Annotated in this window: 17 protein-coding genes and 1 tRNA gene; 7 read left to right on the forward strand and 11 right to left on the reverse strand. The window is 65.4% G+C overall.

Going from position 1 to position 17711, the window contains the following annotated elements:
* Positions 1-64: 64 nt before the first annotated feature.
* Positions 65-2035 (reverse strand): acetoacetate--CoA ligase, encoded by a 1971-nt coding sequence (locus AB0J95_RS03385; protein ID WP_364751642.1) that lies wholly within the window; start codon positions 2033-2035, stop codon positions 65-67.
* A 49-nt stretch (positions 2036-2084) separates the two neighbouring features.
* Positions 2085-2741 carry a dienelactone hydrolase family protein gene (locus AB0J95_RS03390; protein WP_364751645.1) on the reverse strand — a complete coding sequence of 219 codons (657 nt, stop codon included), beginning with the start codon at positions 2739-2741 and terminating at the stop codon, positions 2085-2087.
* Positions 2742-2906: 165 nt separating this feature from the next.
* Here AB0J95_RS03390 and hisC point away from each other — a divergent pair, with 165 nt between their 5' ends.
* Positions 2907-3959: a histidinol-phosphate transaminase gene (gene hisC, locus AB0J95_RS03395; RefSeq protein WP_364753442.1), complete on the forward strand. Its 1053-nt coding sequence runs from the start codon at positions 2907-2909 to the stop codon at positions 3957-3959.
* Here the strand turns inward: hisC and AB0J95_RS03400 are convergent.
* Positions 3952-4701 (reverse strand): sulfite exporter TauE/SafE family protein, encoded by a 750-nt coding sequence (locus AB0J95_RS03400; RefSeq protein WP_364751647.1) that lies wholly within the window; start codon positions 4699-4701, stop codon positions 3952-3954. The two genes, hisC and AB0J95_RS03400, sit on opposite strands and share 8 nt — an antisense overlap.
* Before the next feature lie 105 nt (positions 4702-4806).
* Here AB0J95_RS03400 and AB0J95_RS03405 point away from each other — a divergent pair, with 105 nt between their 5' ends.
* Positions 4807-5850, forward strand: coding sequence for a DUF1906 domain-containing protein (locus AB0J95_RS03405; protein ID WP_364751650.1), 1044 nt, complete (start codon positions 4807-4809; stop codon positions 5848-5850).
* Here the strand turns inward: AB0J95_RS03405 and AB0J95_RS03410 are convergent.
* Positions 5847-6845 (reverse strand): polyprenyl synthetase family protein, encoded by a 999-nt coding sequence (locus AB0J95_RS03410; RefSeq protein ID WP_364751653.1) that lies wholly within the window; start codon positions 6843-6845, stop codon positions 5847-5849. The genes AB0J95_RS03405 and AB0J95_RS03410 overlap by 4 nt on opposite strands.
* A 137-nt stretch (positions 6846-6982) precedes the next feature.
* Between AB0J95_RS03410 and AB0J95_RS03415 the strand changes: the two genes are divergently transcribed.
* Positions 6983-7420 (forward strand): excalibur calcium-binding domain-containing protein, encoded by a 438-nt coding sequence (locus tag AB0J95_RS03415; RefSeq protein WP_364751656.1) that lies wholly within the window; start codon positions 6983-6985, stop codon positions 7418-7420.
* An 82-nt stretch (positions 7421-7502) separates the two neighbouring features.
* The gene (locus AB0J95_RS03420; protein WP_364751657.1) at positions 7503-7799 is read left to right on the forward strand and encodes a hypothetical protein; all 297 of its coding nucleotides are present in this window, start codon (positions 7503-7505) and stop codon (positions 7797-7799) included.
* On the opposite strand, the gene AB0J95_RS03425 is transcribed toward AB0J95_RS03420, so the two are convergent.
* Genes AB0J95_RS03425 through AB0J95_RS03440 form a run of 4 tightly spaced genes read right to left on the reverse strand, consistent with a single transcriptional unit; the run spans position 7780 to position 10913 of the window.
* Entirely contained in the window at positions 7780-8919 is a 1140-nt protein-coding gene (locus AB0J95_RS03425; RefSeq protein ID WP_364751658.1) for a nucleoside 2-deoxyribosyltransferase domain-containing protein, read from the reverse strand. The two genes, AB0J95_RS03420 and AB0J95_RS03425, sit on opposite strands and share 20 nt — an antisense overlap.
* Complete coding sequence (locus tag AB0J95_RS03430) at positions 8916-9932, reverse strand: methyltransferase (RefSeq protein ID WP_364751661.1); 1017 nt, start codon at positions 9930-9932, stop codon at positions 8916-8918. The genes AB0J95_RS03425 and AB0J95_RS03430 overlap by 4 nt, the downstream gene beginning before the upstream one ends.
* A gap of 22 nt (positions 9933-9954) precedes the next feature.
* Entirely contained in the window at positions 9955-10581 is a 627-nt protein-coding gene (locus AB0J95_RS03435; RefSeq protein WP_364751663.1) for a nitroreductase family protein, read from the reverse strand.
* Positions 10578-10913, reverse strand: coding sequence for a hypothetical protein (locus AB0J95_RS03440; protein ID WP_364751665.1), 336 nt, complete (start codon positions 10911-10913; stop codon positions 10578-10580). The genes AB0J95_RS03435 and AB0J95_RS03440 overlap by 4 nt, the downstream gene beginning before the upstream one ends.
* Positions 10914-10979: 66 nt before the next feature.
* On the opposite strand from AB0J95_RS03440, the gene AB0J95_RS03445 reads away from it, so the two are divergent.
* The 3 genes from AB0J95_RS03445 to AB0J95_RS03455 all read left to right on the forward strand — a co-directional run bounded on the left by AB0J95_RS03445 (position 10980) and on the right by AB0J95_RS03455 (position 13322).
* Complete coding sequence (locus AB0J95_RS03445) at positions 10980-11423, forward strand: hypothetical protein (protein WP_364751667.1); 444 nt, start codon at positions 10980-10982, stop codon at positions 11421-11423.
* Positions 11420-11860, forward strand: coding sequence for a hypothetical protein (locus AB0J95_RS03450; protein WP_364751670.1), 441 nt, complete (start codon positions 11420-11422; stop codon positions 11858-11860). Before AB0J95_RS03445 ends, AB0J95_RS03450 begins: the two co-directional genes overlap by 4 nt.
* Before the next feature lie 475 nt (positions 11861-12335).
* Entirely contained in the window at positions 12336-13322 is a 987-nt protein-coding gene (locus tag AB0J95_RS03455) for a helix-turn-helix domain-containing protein (RefSeq protein WP_364751672.1), read from the forward strand.
* A 254-nt stretch (positions 13323-13576) separates the two neighbouring features.
* Here AB0J95_RS03455 and AB0J95_RS03460 read toward each other — a convergent pair whose 3' ends face one another.
* The 3 genes from AB0J95_RS03460 to AB0J95_RS03470 all read right to left on the reverse strand — a co-directional run bounded on the left by AB0J95_RS03460 (position 13577) and on the right by AB0J95_RS03470 (position 17664).
* A complete protein-coding gene (locus tag AB0J95_RS03460) occupies positions 13577-15694 on the reverse strand; it encodes an ATP-binding protein (RefSeq protein ID WP_364751674.1) in 2118 nt (705 codons plus the stop codon).
* Positions 15695-17090: 1396 nt separating this feature from the next.
* Positions 17091-17175: transfer RNA gene (locus AB0J95_RS03465), tRNA-Ser, on the reverse strand.
* An 18-nt stretch (positions 17176-17193) separates the two neighbouring features.
* Positions 17194-17664: a MarR family transcriptional regulator gene (locus AB0J95_RS03470; protein WP_364751676.1), complete on the reverse strand. Its 471-nt coding sequence runs from the start codon at positions 17662-17664 to the stop codon at positions 17194-17196.
* Between the last annotated feature and the right edge of the window lie 47 nt (positions 17665-17711).

Raw genomic sequence — 17711 nt, forward strand, 5'->3', positions numbered from 1 at the left:
TCGGCCGCTTCGGGTGATTACAGTACAGGGGCCTGCCCGGCCCCTGCAAAGCGCCCCCTGGTTTCTAGGTCTGGGCCATCGCCACGAAGGGGGCCAGTGAGTCCGGGTTGGTCAGTGCGTCTCGGCTTACTGCCTGGTCAGGGGCGGTGCCGGCGAGGATCTTCTTGATGGGGACCTCGCACTTCTTGCCGTTGAGGGTTCTGGGGATGGCCTCGACGACGATGAACTTGTTGGGGACGTGGCGGGGGGACAGGGCGGTGCGGAGTTCGGCGCGGAGCTGGGGTTCGACCTCGGTGAGGGAGGCGCCGGGGGCCAGGACCAGGAAGCAGAGGAGCTCTCCTTCCGGCTGGCCGACCGCAGTGGTGTCGATCACAAGGGAGTCCGCGACGGAGTCGAAGGCCTCGACCACCCGGTAGAACTCGCTCGTGCCCATCCGGACGCCGCCGCGGTTGAGAGTGGAATCACTCCGGCCGTAGATCACGGCCGACCCGCGGTCGGTGATGCGGATCCAGTCGCCGTGCCGCCACACCCCTGGGAAGTCCTCGAAGTAGGCCGCCCGCAGCCGGGAGCCGTCCGGGTCGTTCCAGAAGTACACCGGCATCGACGGCATCGGTTGGGTGACCACGAGCTCACCGACGGTCTCGATCACTTCCTTGCCGTCGGGGTCGTACGCGGCGACGGCGGCGCCCAGTGCCCGGCAGGACAGCTCGCCGAGCCACACCGGGACATCCGGCGCGGCTCCGACGAACGCCGTGCACAGGTCGGTTCCGCCGGAGATCGAGCAGATCTGCACCGACGGCCCCACCTCCTCGGCGATCCACCGGAAGCCCTCGGGGGTCAATGGCGCGCCGGTGGATCCCAGGGCCCGCAACGCCGACAGGTCGTACTGCGCGGCCGGTGTGATGCCCTTCTTCAGGCACGACTGGATGTACGGGGCGGACGTGCCGAAGTAGGTGATCCGGTGCTGCTCGGCCAGGTGCCACAACACGTTCAGGTCGGGGTAGGCCGGGTTCCCGTCGTACAGCACGATCGTGCCGCCGGTCATCAGCCCGGACACCAGGAAGTTCCACATCATCCAGCCGGTGGTGGTGAACCAGAAGAACCGTTCCCCCGGCCCCATGTCCCCGTGCAGCACAAGGGCTTTGAGGTGCTCCAGGACGATCCCGCCGTGCCCCTGGACGATCCCCTTGGGCAGCCCCGTCGTCCCGGACGAGTACAACACCCACAACGGGTGGTCGAACGGCACCGCCGAGAACTCCAGTGAAGCCCCGGAATGCGCCGCGAGCAGCGCATCCCACGACTCCGCCCCGTCCAGCGCGGCGCCGTTGCCGAGGTAGTCGATCAACACCGTCGCCCGGAGCCCGGGAAGCTGTGAACGCAGCTCGTCGACGGTGGGCCGGATGTCGAACGACCGTCCACCGTAGACATACCCGTCCACGGCCACGAACACCGTCGGCGAGATCTGGGTGAACCGGTCGGACACCGCCCGCGGCCCGAAGTCCGGCGAACACGATGACCAGGTCGCCCCCAGGGAGGCCGCCGCCAGGAAGGCCACCAGGGTCTGCGGGCAGTTCGGCGCCAACGCGACCACCCGGTCGCCCCGCTGCACGCCCAAAGACACCAGAGCGGCCCGGAAAGCCGCCACATGCGACCGCAGCTGCCCGTAGTTGAGGTACGAGGCGACGCCGTCCTCGCGGTGGAAGATCACCGCGAGGTCGTCGTCCGCCTGTCCGGTCAACGCCTGCTCGGCGTAGTTCAAGGTCGCGCCCGGGAACCAGGAGGCCCCAGGCATCGCTGCCGACCCCAGCACCGCCGTCGGCTGCGAGTGGAAGATCACACCCAGGTACTCCGCGACCGCACCCCAGAACCCGCTGAGGTCCGTCGTCGACCACTCCCACAGTGCCGCGTAGTCCGGCAGGTCCAGCCCGCGGTGAGCGGCCAGCCACGCGCGGAACCCGGCGATCCGGGTGTCCGCGACGTGCGCGGGATCGGGCTGCCACAGCAGCTCAGGGGCCTCTGGCGACGGCGATGTCATGCCCCCGTTCTAACTCACGGGCATGGCCAGGACAACCGTTCTGAGACTCCTAACGCAGATGTGCGTCGAACCAGTTGAGCGTGCGCTGCCAGGACTCGTACGCTGCCTCGGGCGCCGAGTCGAACCGGTGGTTCGCGTCGGCGAAACGGACCACGTTCGTGGCCATTCCCGACTCGATCACCGCGTCCCGCAGCTTCTCCACTTCGGACGAGTCGATCTCGTCGTCCTGGTCGCCGTACAGCCCCAGCCACGGGCACTTCAGCTCGGACGCGATCTCGATCAACGCCGGCAGCGCGGGCGAGACCGGGTTGATGATCCCGCCTGCCGCGATGCTCACCGCGGCGCCGATGGTGCGCTCGCCTGCCACGATCATCGCGATCGCGCCGCCGAGGTCGAACCCGACCACGCCCATCAGGTCCGGCGCGATCCCGCGCTGCGCAAGGAAAGCAAAGGCCACGTCGGTGTCGGCCAGCACCGAGTCGCCGGACAGCCGTCTGACCTCGTCCTGTCGGTAGAGGTGCGGGGCGACGGTGAGCCACCCCTCGGCGGCGAACGCGCTTGCCAGCAGGCGCACTCCGTCGGTCACGCCACAGGCCTCGTGCAGGACGACGATGCCGCCGCGGACCACGCGTTCCGGCTCGGCGATGGTCAGGGTCAGCGCCCTGCCGTCGTCAAGCGCGAACGTCTCGGTGCGTGTTTCGGTCATGGTCCCACCCAATCATCCGGGGGTGAACGTAAGTCAACGTGACCAAACGAACGAGGCGTTCACGATAGTCCGTCCGCGCTGTGCCCGGAATACTTCAATTCCCGTCCAATCCCTGGCGCGTGTGTGCCGCCGGCGGGTTACCGTGCGGGGGTGCGTGAGAGCGAACTGAGCAACGTCCAGACCCGGCCCGACCTGGCGACGTTGCCGTCCTATGTGCCCGGCCGGTCGGTTCCCGGCGCGATCAAGCTGGCCAGCAACGAGGTCACCGGCGGGCCGCTGCCCAGTGTGGCCAGGGCGATCGCGGAAGCGGCCGCCGACGTGCACCGCTACCCGGACATGGGTTGTGGCGAGCTGACCACGCGGCTGTCGGCGAAGCTCGATGAACCGGCCGAGCACATCGCGGTCGGCTGTGGTTCGGTGAGCCTGTGCCAGCAGCTGATCCAGGCGATGTGCGGCCCGGCCGACGACGTCCTGTTCGCCTGGCGTTCATTCGAGGCATATCCGATCGTTACCCAAGTCGTTGGCGCGCAGCAGATCCGCGTGCCCCTGACCGAGCACCACGCGCTGGACCTGGACGAGATGGCCGCCGCCGTCACCCCGGCCACCAAGCTGATCTTCGTCTGCACGCCGAACAACCCGACCGGCACGCTGATCCGCAAGGCCGAGCTGACCCGGTTCCTGGACGCGGTGCCGGAGAACGTGCTCGTCGTGCTGGACGAGGCGTACTGGGAGTTCGTGGACGACGAGGACGCCCCGGACGGCCTGCAGATCACCCGTGAGCGCGACAACGTGGCCATGCTGCGCACGTTCTCCAAGGCGTACGGCCTGGCCGGCCTGCGGATCGGCTACGCGGTCGCGCCCGAGCACGTGACCGCCGCGCTGCGCAAGGTCTACGTGCCCTTCAGCGTCAACCACCTGGCCCAGGCCGCCGCGATCGCGTCGCTGGACGCCGAGGAAGAGCTGTTCGAACGGGTCGACGTGATCAAGAACGAGCGCGGCCGGGTCCGCGACGAGCTGGTCGCGATGGGTTACGACGTGCCGGAGACGCAGGCGAACTTCGTCTGGCTGCCGCTGGGCGAGCGCACCGCCGCGTTCAACGAGCACTGCATGGCGAACAAGGTCATCGTGCGGGCGTTCGCCGGCGACGGCGCCCGGGTCACGGTCAGCACGCCGGAGGAGAACGACATGTTCCTGGCGGCCGCGCGGTCCTTCAGCTAGTCAGCAGTTTGACGATCGCGACCACACCGACCACGACGATCACGCCACGCAGCACGGCCGGCGGCAGTTTGCGCCCGATCTTGGCGCCGATGACGCCGCCGACCGTGCTGCCGGCCGCGATCAGCAGCACCACCAGCCAGTCCACGTCCGCGATCGCCACGAAGATGATGCCCGCGACCAGGTTCACGCCCGCGGTCAGCGCGTTCTTCAACGCGTTCAGCCGTTGCAGGCCCTCGTCGATCATGATGCCGAGCAGGCCCACCAGCAGCACGCCCTGCGCCGCGCCGAAGTAGCCGCCGTACACGCCGGCGAAGTACGTGGCGATCAGCGCGCCGATCCCGCCGTGCTCGTGCCGTTCCCGCTCGGACAGCCGCCGCGAGAGCCACGGCTGCATCACCACCAGGACCAGCGCGATCACGATCAGTACCGGCACGACTGCCTTGAACACCCCCGGCGGCAGCCAGAGCAGCAGCAGCGCCCCGGTCACCCCGCCGAGTAACGAGCAGATCCCCAGCCGCAGCAGGCGGCTGCGCTGGCCCTCCAGCTCCCGCCGGTAGCCGATCGCGCCGGTCACCCCGCCGGGGACCAGGCCGATGCTGTTGGACGCGTTGGCCACCACCGGCGGGTAGCCGATGGCCAGCAGTACCGGGAACGTGATCAGCGTGCCCGAGCCGACGACCGTGTTGATGGCACCGGCACACATGCCTGCTACGGCGACCACGATCGCCTCGATGGGTGTCATTACCTGCATGGTGACACGTGGCTAGTGCGTTCGAGTGGCCGTGGTCGCCGAGATCACCGAAGATGTCTCACATCGTGTACGGAGAGTGACCTTCGGGGAGGATCGATGCGTGCGTGGATCGCGGGTGCGGGGGCAGTCACGCTCGCCGCCGCCCTGGTGAGCCCTGTCAGTGCTGATCAGACCATCAGCTACGGGGGCCGGACGTTCGCCGTGCCCGCCGGCTGGCCGGTCGTCGACCTCACCGCTCATCCCACCGCGTGTGTCCGGTTCGACCGCAACGCGGTGTACCTGGGCACGCCCGGCGCGGACCAGCGCTGCCCAAGCGGGTTGCGGGACGTCACCGACGCCGTGCTGATCGAACCGGACGGCCGGGTGACCGTCTCCGGCGACCGGTTCAGGTCCATGGCCACGCCGGTCGAACGGGTCGAGCAGCCGGCCATGCGGACCGTGCAGCCGGGTGTCTACACAGGACAAGGTTTCGACGCGTGCGCGGCTCCGTCGCAGGCCACGATGGATGCGTGGGGCGCGTCGCCGTACCGGGCGATCGGCGTGTACATCGGCGGTGTGCACCGGGCCTGCGCCCAACCGAACCTGACGGCCAAGTGGATCAGCAAACAGGCCGGCACCGGCTGGCACATCATCCCCACTTATGTTGGCCTGCAAGCACCCTGCACGAACTTCAAGTACAAGGTGGACTGGGACCCCGGCAACGCCCGCAACCAGGGCCGGGACGGCGCGAACGACGCTGTGGAGCAGGCGAAACGGCTCGGCCTGTCGGCGGGCACGGTGATCTACAACGACATGGAGGGCTACAACACCGCGGACGGCAACTGCAGCGGCGCGGTGATGTCGTTCCTCAGCGGCTGGTCGGACCGGTTGCGGGAACGTGGGTTCCGCTCGGGTGTGTACAGCAGCGCCGGTTCGGGGATCACCGATCTGGTGCGCAACTTCGACAACCGCGCGTACAGCCGTCCGGACCACGTCTGGTTCGGCTGGTGGAACGGGCAGGCCAACGCGGACGGCGGCAAGTTCCTGCCCGGCGACCGGTGGGGCGGGCGCCGGATCCACCAGTACACGGGCGGCCATGACGAGTCGTACAACAACGTGACCATCAACATCGACAGCAACTTCGTCGACGTGCAGGGTTAGAACGCCCGCCCGGCGGCGAAGTCACCGAGGTTGATCAGCGCGGTTTTCGCTGGGATGTCAGGCAAGTCGTACAGCAGCTCCTTGGCACGTTCCGCATGCTGGCAGGCTTCCCGTTGAGCCCGTTGCAAGCCAGGCGATTCCCGCAGCAGGGCGATGGCGTGTGACCGGGTTCGTTCGTCGGTCAACGGACCCGACAGCACAATCTCCGCGAGCGTAGGATTGTCTTCCACGGCATAGAGAACCGGCAGCGTGACGATCCCTTCCCGCAGGTCGGTCCCGGGTTGCTTGCCCAGGAGGTGTTCGCTGGCACAGATGTCCAGCACGTCGTCGGAGATCTGGAACGAGATGCCGAGCAGTTCGCCGTACAGCGCAAGGGCATCCGCCACTTGGCCGGGCGCGCCGCTGACAGTCGCACCAAGCCGTACCGCCATAGAGATCAACGACGAGGACTTGTCGGCCATCACCCGCAGGCAGTGTCCGATTCGGTCAACACCCTTGCCGGGGCCGACGGTTTCGTCGATCTGACCGCGGACCAGGCGTGCGAACGTGCGTGCCTGCAAGCGAACCGCTTCATCGCCCAGCGTCGCCGCCAATGCGGCCGCCCTGGCCAGCAGGTAGTCGCCGAGCAGGATCGCGATTGTGTTGTTCCACCTGGTGTTCGCGGACACGACGCCGTGCCGCACGGGCGCCTCGTCCATCACGTCGTCGTGGTAGAGCGTCGCAACATGCACCAGCTCGGCCAGCTGGGCCGCGTCGACGACGCTGGTGCGGTCGGTGCCGAAGCATGCTCCAAGAAGGACCATCAAGGGGCGGAACCGTTTGCCACCGGCCTCGATCAGGTGGGTGGCGGCCTTGCTGAGAAAGGGGTTCTCCGGATCCCGGAGGGTGGCCCGCAATCCGTGTTCCACCTGGTCAAGCTCGGCGCGCAGGTCCACTCCGGCCGCCTCGACCGCCGCCCGCGCACTGGGAAAGCGTTGACTGGTAACCATCCGCATGACCGACACGGTCGTCTTCCGGCAAACGGAGTACATCGATCGCGCGAGTGACGGCATTCCCCCGCAGGAGGGAGATCCGCTTGTAACACCGGGACCCGTCGCGCGGACAAGACCGGTATCCGATGGTGAGGATGTCCATGGCCGGCAGACAGTGGCATTGGGTGGCGGCGGGTCTCGCCGTGCTCGCGGTCTTCGCTGCGGTGCTGCTGAACGACAGCACACCGGGCACCACGATCAGCGCGCAGACGTTCCCGACGGTCGCCTACCGCGAGCCGGACAACGGCGGGATGATCATCGCGTCGCCGACGATGGACGCGACCACTGTGACAAAAACCACAACGACCCCGCCGCCCGCACCGAAGCCGACCAGTTCGGCCACGGCCCCGCCGCCCAGCCCCAAGAACCCACCGTCGCCGCCGCGGATCTCGATCACGCTCACCCTGCCCGACGTGCCGATCTACTACCCGAACTGCGAGGTGGCCAAGGCCGTCGGCGCGGCGCCCATCTACGAGGACGAACCGGGCTATCGCGAAGAACTGGACCGCAACCACAACGGGATCGCTTGCGAGGGCTAGTGACCGGGACGGGTGCGTAGCCGGCGTACGTATGTAACGACCGCTGCCACCGCGACTACAAGCAGGTGCGCGGAGGTGAGTGATGACCGAGTCGAAAACCACCATGTGGGTCACCGGTGTCCTCGCGGCCGCCGTGATCCTGTTGACCTTTCTCGACTTCGACGACTCCAAGCCGGTCATCACCATTCCCGGCAACCTGTCCGGCCGCTCGGCGGCGAACGTTGACGACCAGCTCAGAGACCTCGGTTTCGCCAATATCCTTTACTCGTCCGGGGACGGGACGTCGGCAACTTTCCGTCCGGAATGGACGGTGGTGTCCATCGACGGCGAGGGGCAACCGGTCAAACTGGACTCATGGATCACCGTGCGGGTCCGGTGAACGCGGCGCTGAGCACGCCGACCGTCGCCCAGTCAACGAGTTGCTCGCCCAGAATGTCCGAGTAGCTTCGTATCTCGACGAAGGTGCGTTCGGAGTCCTCGATGATCCCGTGCGGGCCGGGATTTTCCCGCGCGCTCGCGATCTCGTCGGCGGTCAGCTCGACGGTGAACACGTGCACCCGGTGGGCCGAGAGGGTGGCGATCGCCTGCCGCACCTGACCGGCGCGCAACCGGTCCGCCGCAACTTGCAGACCGGTCTCCTCGGCCAGCTCGTGCGCCGCCTGGTCCACCGGTTCGCCGTGCAGCACACCGCCGCCGGGAAGTTCGCGGACATAGCCGTCCGGTGAGCACGAGGGCAGCCGGAACTCGCGGACGAGCACGACCTGGTGCTCCAGCACGGTCTCGCCGGGGTGATAGGCCACAATGGACACCACATCCGGCCGGCCGAGGACGATCTCGTTGGACTTGACGCGGTCCTCCGCGGCGATGTGCATCCGCGCGTGGAACACCCAGAGGAACGCCTTCCTGGTCCACAACAGCTTGCCGTGCAGAAGGGTGTTGCCCGCGTTCTGCTGGGCCGCGTACCAGTTGCGGAAGGTGGGCGACTGCCAGGCTTTCAGCGGCACGAACCGCTCACCGCCGGAGCGCGGCACGCCTTCGCCGATGGGCGACAACGACATCCGCACGGTGTCCGCCAGCGTCGTCGTGACCGGGGCACCGTTGCGCAACGCGTGGATGCGCAGGTACTTCATCCGTTCGGCGGACTCCGGCGCGCCGAGCACCACCCGGCCGGACGACTCGTACCGGCCGAACTCGATGTTCGTGGTCAGCCCGGGCATGGTCGCCATCGCCCGCGGGATCCAGAACATGATGGTGTCGGCCGCGTCCAGCCAGCGTTCCTCCCAGTCCACCTGGTCGTCGTAGCCGGGATAACGCTTGCCGTCGGCCGGTTCCGGCACGAACACCACCAGAACGCCGTTGTCCCACTGGCGTTCCAGCTCGGCGATCGCTTCGGGCCGCCAGGACGGCACGCCCGGGTCGCGCGGTGTGGGCCCGGCCAGGAACACCGAGGCGTCCCACTCCTCCGGCGGTTGTTCGCCGGCGTAGCAAACTGTGATCATGGTTTGCGCGCCACCACGATGCTGTAGCCGGCGGTGGTCGGCGTCGTGGTCACCTCGGCGAAGCCCACACGCTGGAAGATCTCGGCGAGTTCCGGCGTGGAGTAACACTTTCCGGCGGTGATGAGCATCATCCGGACGGAGAACTCGGCCGCCCGCAGCGATCCGGTCTTGTCGTCGTCGATGTGCATGTCGTGGTCGACGAGCACACCGCCGGAGGGCAGCGCGGCGAACGAGGCGGCCGCGAGCCGCTCGATGTCGTCCACACCCCAGTCGTGCAACACGTTCGAGTACAGGTGCACATCGAAACCCGTTGGCAGCTCGGCGAACATGTCCCCGGCGATCACACCCACCCGGTCGGACATGCCTTTCGCCGCGATGCAGCTGCGGGAGAAGTCCACCACCGAGGGAATGTCCAGTACCGCAGCGGTGATCTCCGGCAACGCCTTGGCTATCGCGCAGGCGTAGACACCGGAACTGCCGCCCACGTCGAGGATCCGTTCGGGTTTCAGCTCGCGCAACGCCTCCGCGAGCGGCGGGCTGAGGTACCGGCCGCGCGCGTCCATCGCGGCGCTGAACGTGTTCGCGAACTCCGTCGTCGAGGACATCCTGGTGATCCAGTCCTCGCCGTCGCTCGCGCTCTCCCAGGGCGCCGGGCGCCCCGTTCTCAGTACCGTCACGGCGTCGCGGACACCAGGCCGGTCCGCCACCATGGCGGCGTAGTAGCGCAGGTCGACATCCACCCCAGCGACCAGATGTTCTTGTCCCACAGGCGAGAGCTTGACCGAACCGGCCGGCAGTCGTTCGAGGAGCCCCAGTGCCACGAGGTAGGTCAGGGTCACGTCGGCCGCGCGCTCGTCGATCCCCAGCAGCGCGCTGAGCTCGGCCGTGGACGTGCTGTCCCGTCCCGCCAGTGTGGTGAACATGTCGAAGTCGCTGACGACCGCGATGAACAGGTCAGTGGCGTACGTGCTGTTCACGTGAGCGATGATGTCGCCAGGTCGTTCAATCGTCATACCATTGATCTTGGCGGACGGCCTACCAGCGGTCCAGATGCAGCACTTGATCAAGAGGGACGCGTGCGGCGGGCTTGAACGTGTCGCCGGTGTAGTACGCGGTCGGGATGAGCGCGGCCTGGTGCACATCCTCCGGCAGGCCAAGGATTTCCGCGGCGTCCTGCTCGAAGGTCAGGTGCAGCGTCGTCCATGCCGTGCCGAGGCCGCGGGACCGGGCGGCGAGCATGTAGCTCCAGGCGGCGGGCAGCACCGACCCCCAGGTGCCGGCCTGGTTGCCTTCACCCAGCTTGGTTTTCAGGCAGGGCACGACGAGCACCGGCACCTCACCCATGTGCTCGCCGAGATAGGCAACGCTGTCACCCACACGGGTCTGGACGTGCGCGCGGTCCGGGTCGTCGCGGAAGAGTTTCCCGGCGGCACCTGGGGATTGGAGGTAGGCCTCGACCGCTCGGCGGTACAGCTCGCCCACCGCGGCGCGTTGGTCCCGGTCGGTGATGACGAGCCAGTGCCAGGTCTGCCGGTTGCTGCCGGAGGGCGCCTGCAAAGCGATCTCGAGGCATTCGCGGACCAGTTCGAGCGGGACCGGGCGGTCGAGGTCGAGGCGCTTGCGGACCGAGCGGGTCGTGGTGAGCAGTTCGTCCGGGGTCATATCTCCTCCACCACGCTGGTGCCGCTGCCGATCCGGGACTCCCACTGCCAGCGTTCCACCAGCCGGATCCTCCCGCCGAACTCCTCCACTGTGGACACACAGTGGCCCGTGCTGGTCTCGCCCCGCACGTTGAGCTGGGCGTACCGGAACTCCAGCCTGTCTTGGTCACGCGTGCCGACAAGGTAGCCGCGTTTGATCCTGCCACCCGCGTACTCGGCCCAGATCTCACCGTCCTGCTCGTGGTAGGTGAAGATGGTGGCGGGCTCGACCTCGCCGCCCTCGGTGTGCTCCGCGGCCCGGAACCGCAGCCCGTCCAGTGAACGCAACGCCACCCCTTCTCGACTACCGAAAAAGTCGCCTATACTCGGTAGTGTACTGCTCTCGGTGGGGAGGCCGTGATGACCGTGATGGCGGAGACGCAACAGCTCCGCGACCTGTTCTCCCAGGTGGAGGAGATCGAGTCGGTCGCGGACACGCTGCCGGAGCACGACCAGCGCCGGTCCCGGCTGATCGGCGTGGTCGAACGCGCCCTCGCCCAGGCCCCGCCCGTACGCCCGGTGGTAGCAGGTGAGCTGCTGGACCTGACCGAGAAGACCGTGCGCGCCTGGGCCCAGGAGGGCGTGCTGACCGTGAGCCACACCTCCCCGCGGATGCTGCTGGACGCGTCCCGCCTGCACCAGGTCCTGCACCTCGTCGCCGACTTACGGCGGGCGGGTAAACACCGGGGGCTGCTGGACGAGGTGTACCGGCGGCTGGCCGACCAGGCGCTGCTGGACCGCGTCGACCTCGCCACGAGCCTGGCCCAGATGAGCCAGGGCGAGGGACGCGTCGTCCGCGAGTGACCTCAGTCCAGATAGCGGAGACCCCACTGGCCAGTGCCCAGGCGGCGATCCTCCGGGGTCCCGCGCGCAAGGCGTACGAGGCCTTCCTCGACGACCTCGCGCACCGAGGCTGCGCGGCCCTGGGCTACCGCGTCACCGGCCCCGAACCCCTGCCCCGCCTGTGCGTCAAGCACCTCCGCGGTTCCGACCGCGTCGTTGTCGCCTTCGAGTCCTCAACCCTCGCCTGGATCCTCCTCGTCGGCCCGCACGGCACCGACCCCGACCTCGACGTCTACGACCGCCTCTACGAACTCGCCGGCATCCGCCCACCCAATGCCCACACCCGCACAAAACCCTCCTGCTGCACCCCCACCGGCGCCGCCCCAGTCTCGGCCGCCGAAATCGTCGACTCCCTGGTCCGCCGCGCCCGAGCCTTGAGCCGCCGCCGCTTCCCCTAACCCCCTTGCGATTGGCGCCTGCCCCTCGCCGATTCGAGTCTTCGGTGCGAGGTGCCTTCCCAACAGCCACTAACGCCCGTACGGCCGACCAACCCCAAGATCCCAGCCACCAAGGCGCAGCATCGGGGGGTTTGGGGGGTCGTCCCCCCCAACATGATCCCGGACGACCCGGTCTGCGCTCTCCGCAGACACAGGTCCCCCGAGCACGGACCTTGTCGGAGGGCTTTTGAACCCGTCTCCGCAGGTCAAGCGTCTGTTAGACATGGCGGACGAGCTGAGTAGGCAAGACGACGGCTCGCCGAAGGTCTAGACAAGCTGATAGCCTGATAAACAAGCACCGCGCCGTCACTACCGGCGCGGTGCTTGTGTCTAGTGCTCTGACCGGAATGGTTCGCCGGGGTGTCGTCGGCCTGTGATGCCATGCGACCGGTTCGATGAGGGATGTCGTCGAACCGGGTGCGTGGAGGTGCTGCTGGTGGCCGAACTAGTGAAAGTGCGCAGGCTGACCGATCAGGAAGGGCAGCGGCTGCAGCAGATCGTGCGTCGGGGCAGTACAAGTTCGGTGCGTTACCGGCGAGCGATGATGATCCTGGCCTCGGCCGGTGGCAACAGGGTGCCGGTGATCGCGCAGTTGGTGCAGGCAGACGAGGACACCGTCCGGGAAGTGATCCACCGGTTCAACGAGATCGGCCTGGCCTGTCTGGACCCTCAGGGGGCGGGCGGCCGTCCCCGCCTGCTGAGTCCTGACCAGGAAGACCTCGTCGTGGCGACGGCCACCACCCGCCCGGCGAAACTCGCCCAGCCGTTCACGCGCTGGTCTATCCGCAAACTCGGCGCCTACCTGCGCAGCACCGCAGGCGGGCTGATCCGGATCGGGCGTGAGGCGTTGCGCTGTTTGCTGGCTCGCCGCGGGATCACCTTTCAGCGCACCAAGAGCTGGGCTGAGCAAGGCAGGCCCGAGCGAGTCTCGGCGACCTACCACCGCACCCACGGCGTCACCTATTTCCACGGCTGCTACTCGATCGGCGAGGACATCTTGTGGGGTGTGAACCGTCAGCGGAAGGGCACGGCCAACACCCTGGCGGCGTTGAAGTCGATCCGGGCCGCCCGCCCGGGCGGTGCCCCGATCTACGTGATCCTGGACAACCTGTCCGCCCATAAGGGACCGGTGATCCGCCGATGGGCCAGGCACAACAAGGTCCGGCTGTGTTTCACCCCAACCAACGCCTCCTGGACCAACCCGATCGAGGCGCACTTCGGGCCGTTGCGGCTGTTCACCCTCGCCAACTCGCAGCTCCCGAACCACATCGTGCAAACCCATGCCCTGCATCCCTATCTGCGGTGGCGCAACGCCAACGCCCGCCACCCCGAGGTGCTGGCAGCGCAACGCCGCGAACGCGCCCGCATCCGCAGCGAGAAAGGCATCCGCTGGGGCGGCCGCCCCATCACCGAAGCGGCCTGACACCCCGGCGAACGTATCCGGTCAGAGCACTAGCTAGGACAGGTCGAGGCGCATGATCGGCCTACACCGGTCGTGTGCTTAGCAAGCAAGATCGTCCCCGGACACTAGCCTTATCCGAGGGGGGATGTTCGCATCGAGCGTCCGCGCTTGGCGTTGCAGGCGGTTTCTGCGTTCAACTCGCCGTTGAGTCTTTGCAGTTCTTCCGACGCTCCGAGCCTGGTCACTTTCCTCACCTCGCCGAGCAAATCAAATGCCTACGAGCGCGCCCACTCCAGGGTAATACGACGTCCGTCGAGCTCATAACCCTCAAGGTCATTCTTCACCGCTTTTGCATCTGCGGAAGCACGCATAACCACAAAGGCAAAGCCTCGGTTCTCCCTGTCCGAGAAATGACTAGAAGGAACCTGAACCTGAAGGACATTGCCGCGCGAACTAATTAGGTTCCTGATCGACTCCGCCGTGGTTGAGTACGAAAGGTTTCCGATATACAACTTCGTTGGCTCGCGCCGGGATTCAACATCGCCGATCCCGTCTGAATCAAGCTCGACGCTGACTGGCTCAACAAATTCAGGATCTTTATCGGAATTCATCACAGTAGAACCCTGAAAATTGCGTGACGACACATCTTTCGCCGAACCAGCATCTTGTTCAAGTATCGCAAGGAAGCGACCAGCCGGGTTCCCCGCAGCGTCTGCCAGCCCTAACCTAACGAACGTCTTTTGCAGACTTCGACCGTTATTGAGATAGGGACTTCCAGCACCTAGCAGTCTAAGAATGTCTGCGTACCCGCGGGCCGCAAGCAAATCGCCCTTATATGCCTCTTGTGCCTTACTAATGAGCTCACCGTAGTACCTATTGGCATCCTTCGGTTGCACTACCCGCCATCTCGGTTGGTTTCGGGTTCGCTTGCCACTAGTGGCAGATTTCTTAATGCCGAGAATCAGGCCCTTGTGCAGCAATCTCTCAATAAGGGTGCGGTAGTCCTCTGTGTCAACAAGGTCGGCGGCATCCATGATCTGCTGGACACTCAGGGGATCTCCAGCCCGGCCCAACAAGAGAACTTTTTCCTCATCCCTTTCGAGGTCAAAATTCTCATAGGCGGAAATCCAGCGCTGATCTTCATCCGAGAATACGGATTGATGCTTAAGTGCAACCGAAAACCCCTGGTCATCTGAACGCAGCTCCGGCTCCACCAAGTCGTGCGCCCGCATCAACTGGAACATGCGACGAAAGCCTTCGCCCATTTCTCGCATATAGCCTAGTTCGCGCAACGTCCTAGTTATCGTGGTATTTCTCGACTGATGCAGACCGTCCAACGTTTTGATGCCAGAAATAGTTATCGTAGAGAGCAGCGGGCCGGGACTACGGACCTCCACACGGTCGTCAAAGACATAAACCTCGATGGCCCGACCCTCAACCGAATAGTCTCGATGAGCTATGGCGTTTGTCAGCGCTTCTCTACAGGCGTCCTCTGGATATCGAACTTGCTCCTGAAAGCGGCCGTCTGGCCCGAGCCTCGTCTCAACAAGATACGGCCGAATCTCATCCCACGCAGCCACGAGCAGCGTTAAGATGTTTCCGACAACGTGCTTGTCCGACACAACATTGTAATCTCGTCCCGTACGCAACTCATTTCCAGAGACGCGCAGTACGCGTACTTCACAACGCGGATGCCAATGAGTAACTTCGCTCGCAAAAAGGAGGGCTGCCGCGCGACGAAGCCGTAGCCCTCCATCTGAGAAGTCTACGAGATCAAGAAGCTGAAGGACTTTTTCGATAGATAGACCAGGCGCAACATTGTCGCCGACTGCTTCGAGAAGTCGTGAGTCTAGCGCTGACACGCTGGCGCCATCTAGATACTGTCGATCATATTCGCGTGACTGGCGTTCCTGTCGCTCGAAGCTTATCCGCTCAGCCGATACAGGAACCGATTCCCGATCTTTGCGCTGCAAACAACGCCCGTCTTGCGTCAGATGAACGTACTCAGTTCCTTTTTGTATCGAGAAGTACAGAACTCTCTTTCCATCGATAGTGAGGCTTATAGCCTGCGGATGCGGCAGAGGCGTCTGTTGATGGACGTGCGAGATATACGCGGAAAGGAAGCTTTGGATCGTTTCCTCATTGTGCGGCACTCCGGTAACAGTGCCATCATCCTCGACTCCTACCAACATCTGTCCGCCATCTGCATTTGCGAATGCTACGAGCGTCTCGCCAATATCTCGCTTGACCGCTTTCGGATTGCGAGGAGTCTTATTTAACGGTGGGCCTTCCAGCGCGCTCTTGAACTCCCGAAAATGACTTTCACCCAGCGTTAGGTTTGTCCGAACCCTCTCCTGGAGGGTCAGGATGTCAGGATTCGATTGATCAGCCATAACATTCCAATCGATTTCTCGCTAGATCAATGAGCGCCGCGAGCGATCCCACGATCACCCAGACGGCAGCAGAAGACCGCACGATCGAACCTTGACCTAGCCTCCTGCTTGTGCGCTTGCAAGAAAACTTGGTGCAAGATCCTGGGTCCATAGCTGACGTATCGCCCGACTCCACACTGACGTTTCCTGGAAGCCCTCAAGCAATACCGCGAAAGCGCACCGCTGGCTATGAGTGACAGGTCATACACACTGAGCGATACGAGTAGGGAGTCAGATGGATCTCGAAGGCGGGCCGATCTGCTGCGCCTCGAGCCGTCCCACCCCTCGAAGTGGTCCAACCCGAGTCCATCTTTGAGTCCCCGCTGGGGCCGGGCTCCACTTGGGCGTTATCGACCCCGGGACGGACACCACGCCGGTCCACGTAGTGGTCATAGGTGCTCACCTGCGATTCTCCGCGTTCGCGCGCTTCTCCCCGCGGGGCTGACCAAAGATTGCGGCCAACGCGCGGAGGTCCGCCGGTCGATCCTCCGGCCGGGACCCACGCAGGGCTAACCAGGTGATCAGCGCACGCCCGAGGACAGCAACCACGGTGGTTACGGCTGCGGTCACTCCGATCTCCGTCCACACTCGGCTTACCTCTTGAACTGAGCATCCCCGGCCGAAGGCACACGATAGGTCCTGCGGTCGACCGCGCGTCCCGGGACAGTGTGCGACCACGGACAAGCGCCAATACTCGCGTTCTCGACTTCGGCGACCTGGTATCGGACAAGTTGACAGGTGACCTTTTGGTCACCTATGAGTGCAAGGTGACCCTTGCCGATAAGTCAGCACGGGGACACACGTTCCCAACCAACGACACTAGAGGACAGCCCGGCTCTATCCAGACGATTGACCAACACATGACCTACTGTTCCTAAATATCCGTGAATCACCGTTGGACATGCAGATAGCGCCACAATGAATGCCCCGTGGTCGAAATGGCGATAATTCGCTAACTGTGAACAAACCGCCGACGTTCGTCCAGCTCGCGATCTGGATAACCTGACGCCATAGGCGCAACCGTATGCTACACGGCGGGTGAGCGTTATACCCAGATCCTATTTATTAGTGTCGTCGTTCCTCGCGTTTTCTGTTTTGTTTTGTCAACGAAAGATGGCTGATTTCATTAATAAAACGAAACTCCGGCAACCCGCGCGGCCCGGCCGACGTACCGGCACCACCAGAGGTGCACACGGGTCGGGCGCCTCGTGTGCGTCGCTGAAGCGCGGCGGCGCGAGACGTGCGGTAGTGCTCCCTTGAGCAACTTCGACCGCACGAGATCGGCTATTGCAATCAGAACTGCAACCGGCCATGCGAAGGCCCCCGGGACCGAAGTGGTCACCGGGGGCCTGAGCTGCGGAGGCGGAGGGATTTGAACCCCCGGACGGTCTCCCGTCTTCCGCTTTCAAGGCGGATGCATTCGGCCGCTCTGCCACGCCTCCACTTCGAAGCGTATCTTGCTACGGCTCGCAGCCGTCGAGGTGCTTCTGCACTCGCTCGAAGACGGTGGCCAGGACGGCGCGTTCCTCGGGGCTGATCAGGTCGATGAGGTGGTCGCGGACGCCTTCGACGTGGGTGGGGGCGGCGGCGCGGAGCTGGTCCATGCCCTTGTCGGTGAGCTGGGCGAGGATGCCGCGGGCGTCGTTGGGGCAGTTGCTGCGGCGGACCAGGCCGGCTTGTTCCAGGCGGGAGATCTGGTGGGACAGGCGGCTCTTGGACTGGGCGACCTCGTCGGCGAGCACCGTCATCCGCATCCGGCAGCCGGGCTGCTCGGAGAGGCGCACGAGCACCTCGTAGTCGGCGAGCGGGAGGTTGTGGCCTTCCTGCAGCTCGGTGTTCAGGCGCTGGCGCAGCCGTTCGCTGCCGATCACGTAGGCGCGCCAGGATCTCTGCTCGGCTTCGGTCAGCCAACGGGGCTCTGCGGCGGTCACCTCACCAGGCTAGTCACGAATCTTCGGCGATCCATCACCTATGGCTG

This window comes from Actinocrispum sp. NPDC049592 (assembly GCF_040675465.1).
GTDB lineage: Bacteria > Actinomycetota > Actinomycetes > Mycobacteriales > Pseudonocardiaceae > Kibdelosporangium.

Bases quoted from the DNA above. Each gene is read 5' to 3' on its own strand.
- AB0J95_RS03385 (WP_364751642.1), bottom strand. From the start codon at position 2,035: ATGACATCGCCGTCGCCAGAGGCCCCTGAGCTGCTGTGGCAGCCCGAT.
- AB0J95_RS03390 (WP_364751645.1), bottom strand. From the start codon at position 2,741: ATGACCGAAACACGCACCGAGACGTTCGCGCTTGACGACGGCAGGGCG.
- AB0J95_RS03400 (WP_364751647.1), bottom strand. From the start codon at position 4,701: ATGACACCCATCGAGGCGATCGTGGTCGCCGTAGCAGGCATGTGTGCC.
- AB0J95_RS03405 (WP_364751650.1), top strand. From the start codon at position 4,807: ATGCGTGCGTGGATCGCGGGTGCGGGGGCAGTCACGCTCGCCGCCGCC.
- AB0J95_RS03410 (WP_364751653.1), bottom strand. From the start codon at position 6,845: ATGCGGATGGTTACCAGTCAACGCTTTCCCAGTGCGCGGGCGGCGGTC.
- AB0J95_RS03415 (WP_364751656.1), top strand. From the start codon at position 6,983: ATGGCCGGCAGACAGTGGCATTGGGTGGCGGCGGGTCTCGCCGTGCTC.
- AB0J95_RS03420 (WP_364751657.1), top strand. From the start codon at position 7,503: ATGACCGAGTCGAAAACCACCATGTGGGTCACCGGTGTCCTCGCGGCC.
- AB0J95_RS03425 (WP_364751658.1), bottom strand. From the start codon at position 8,919: ATGATCACAGTTTGCTACGCCGGCGAACAACCGCCGGAGGAGTGGGAC.
- AB0J95_RS03430 (WP_364751661.1), bottom strand. From the start codon at position 9,932: ATGACGATTGAACGACCTGGCGACATCATCGCTCACGTGAACAGCACG.
- AB0J95_RS03435 (WP_364751663.1), bottom strand. From the start codon at position 10,581: ATGACCCCGGACGAACTGCTCACCACGACCCGCTCGGTCCGCAAGCGC.
- AB0J95_RS03445 (WP_364751667.1), top strand. From the start codon at position 10,980: ATGACCGTGATGGCGGAGACGCAACAGCTCCGCGACCTGTTCTCCCAG.
- AB0J95_RS03460 (WP_364751674.1), bottom strand. From the start codon at position 15,694: ATGGCTGATCAATCGAATCCTGACATCCTGACCCTCCAGGAGAGGGTT.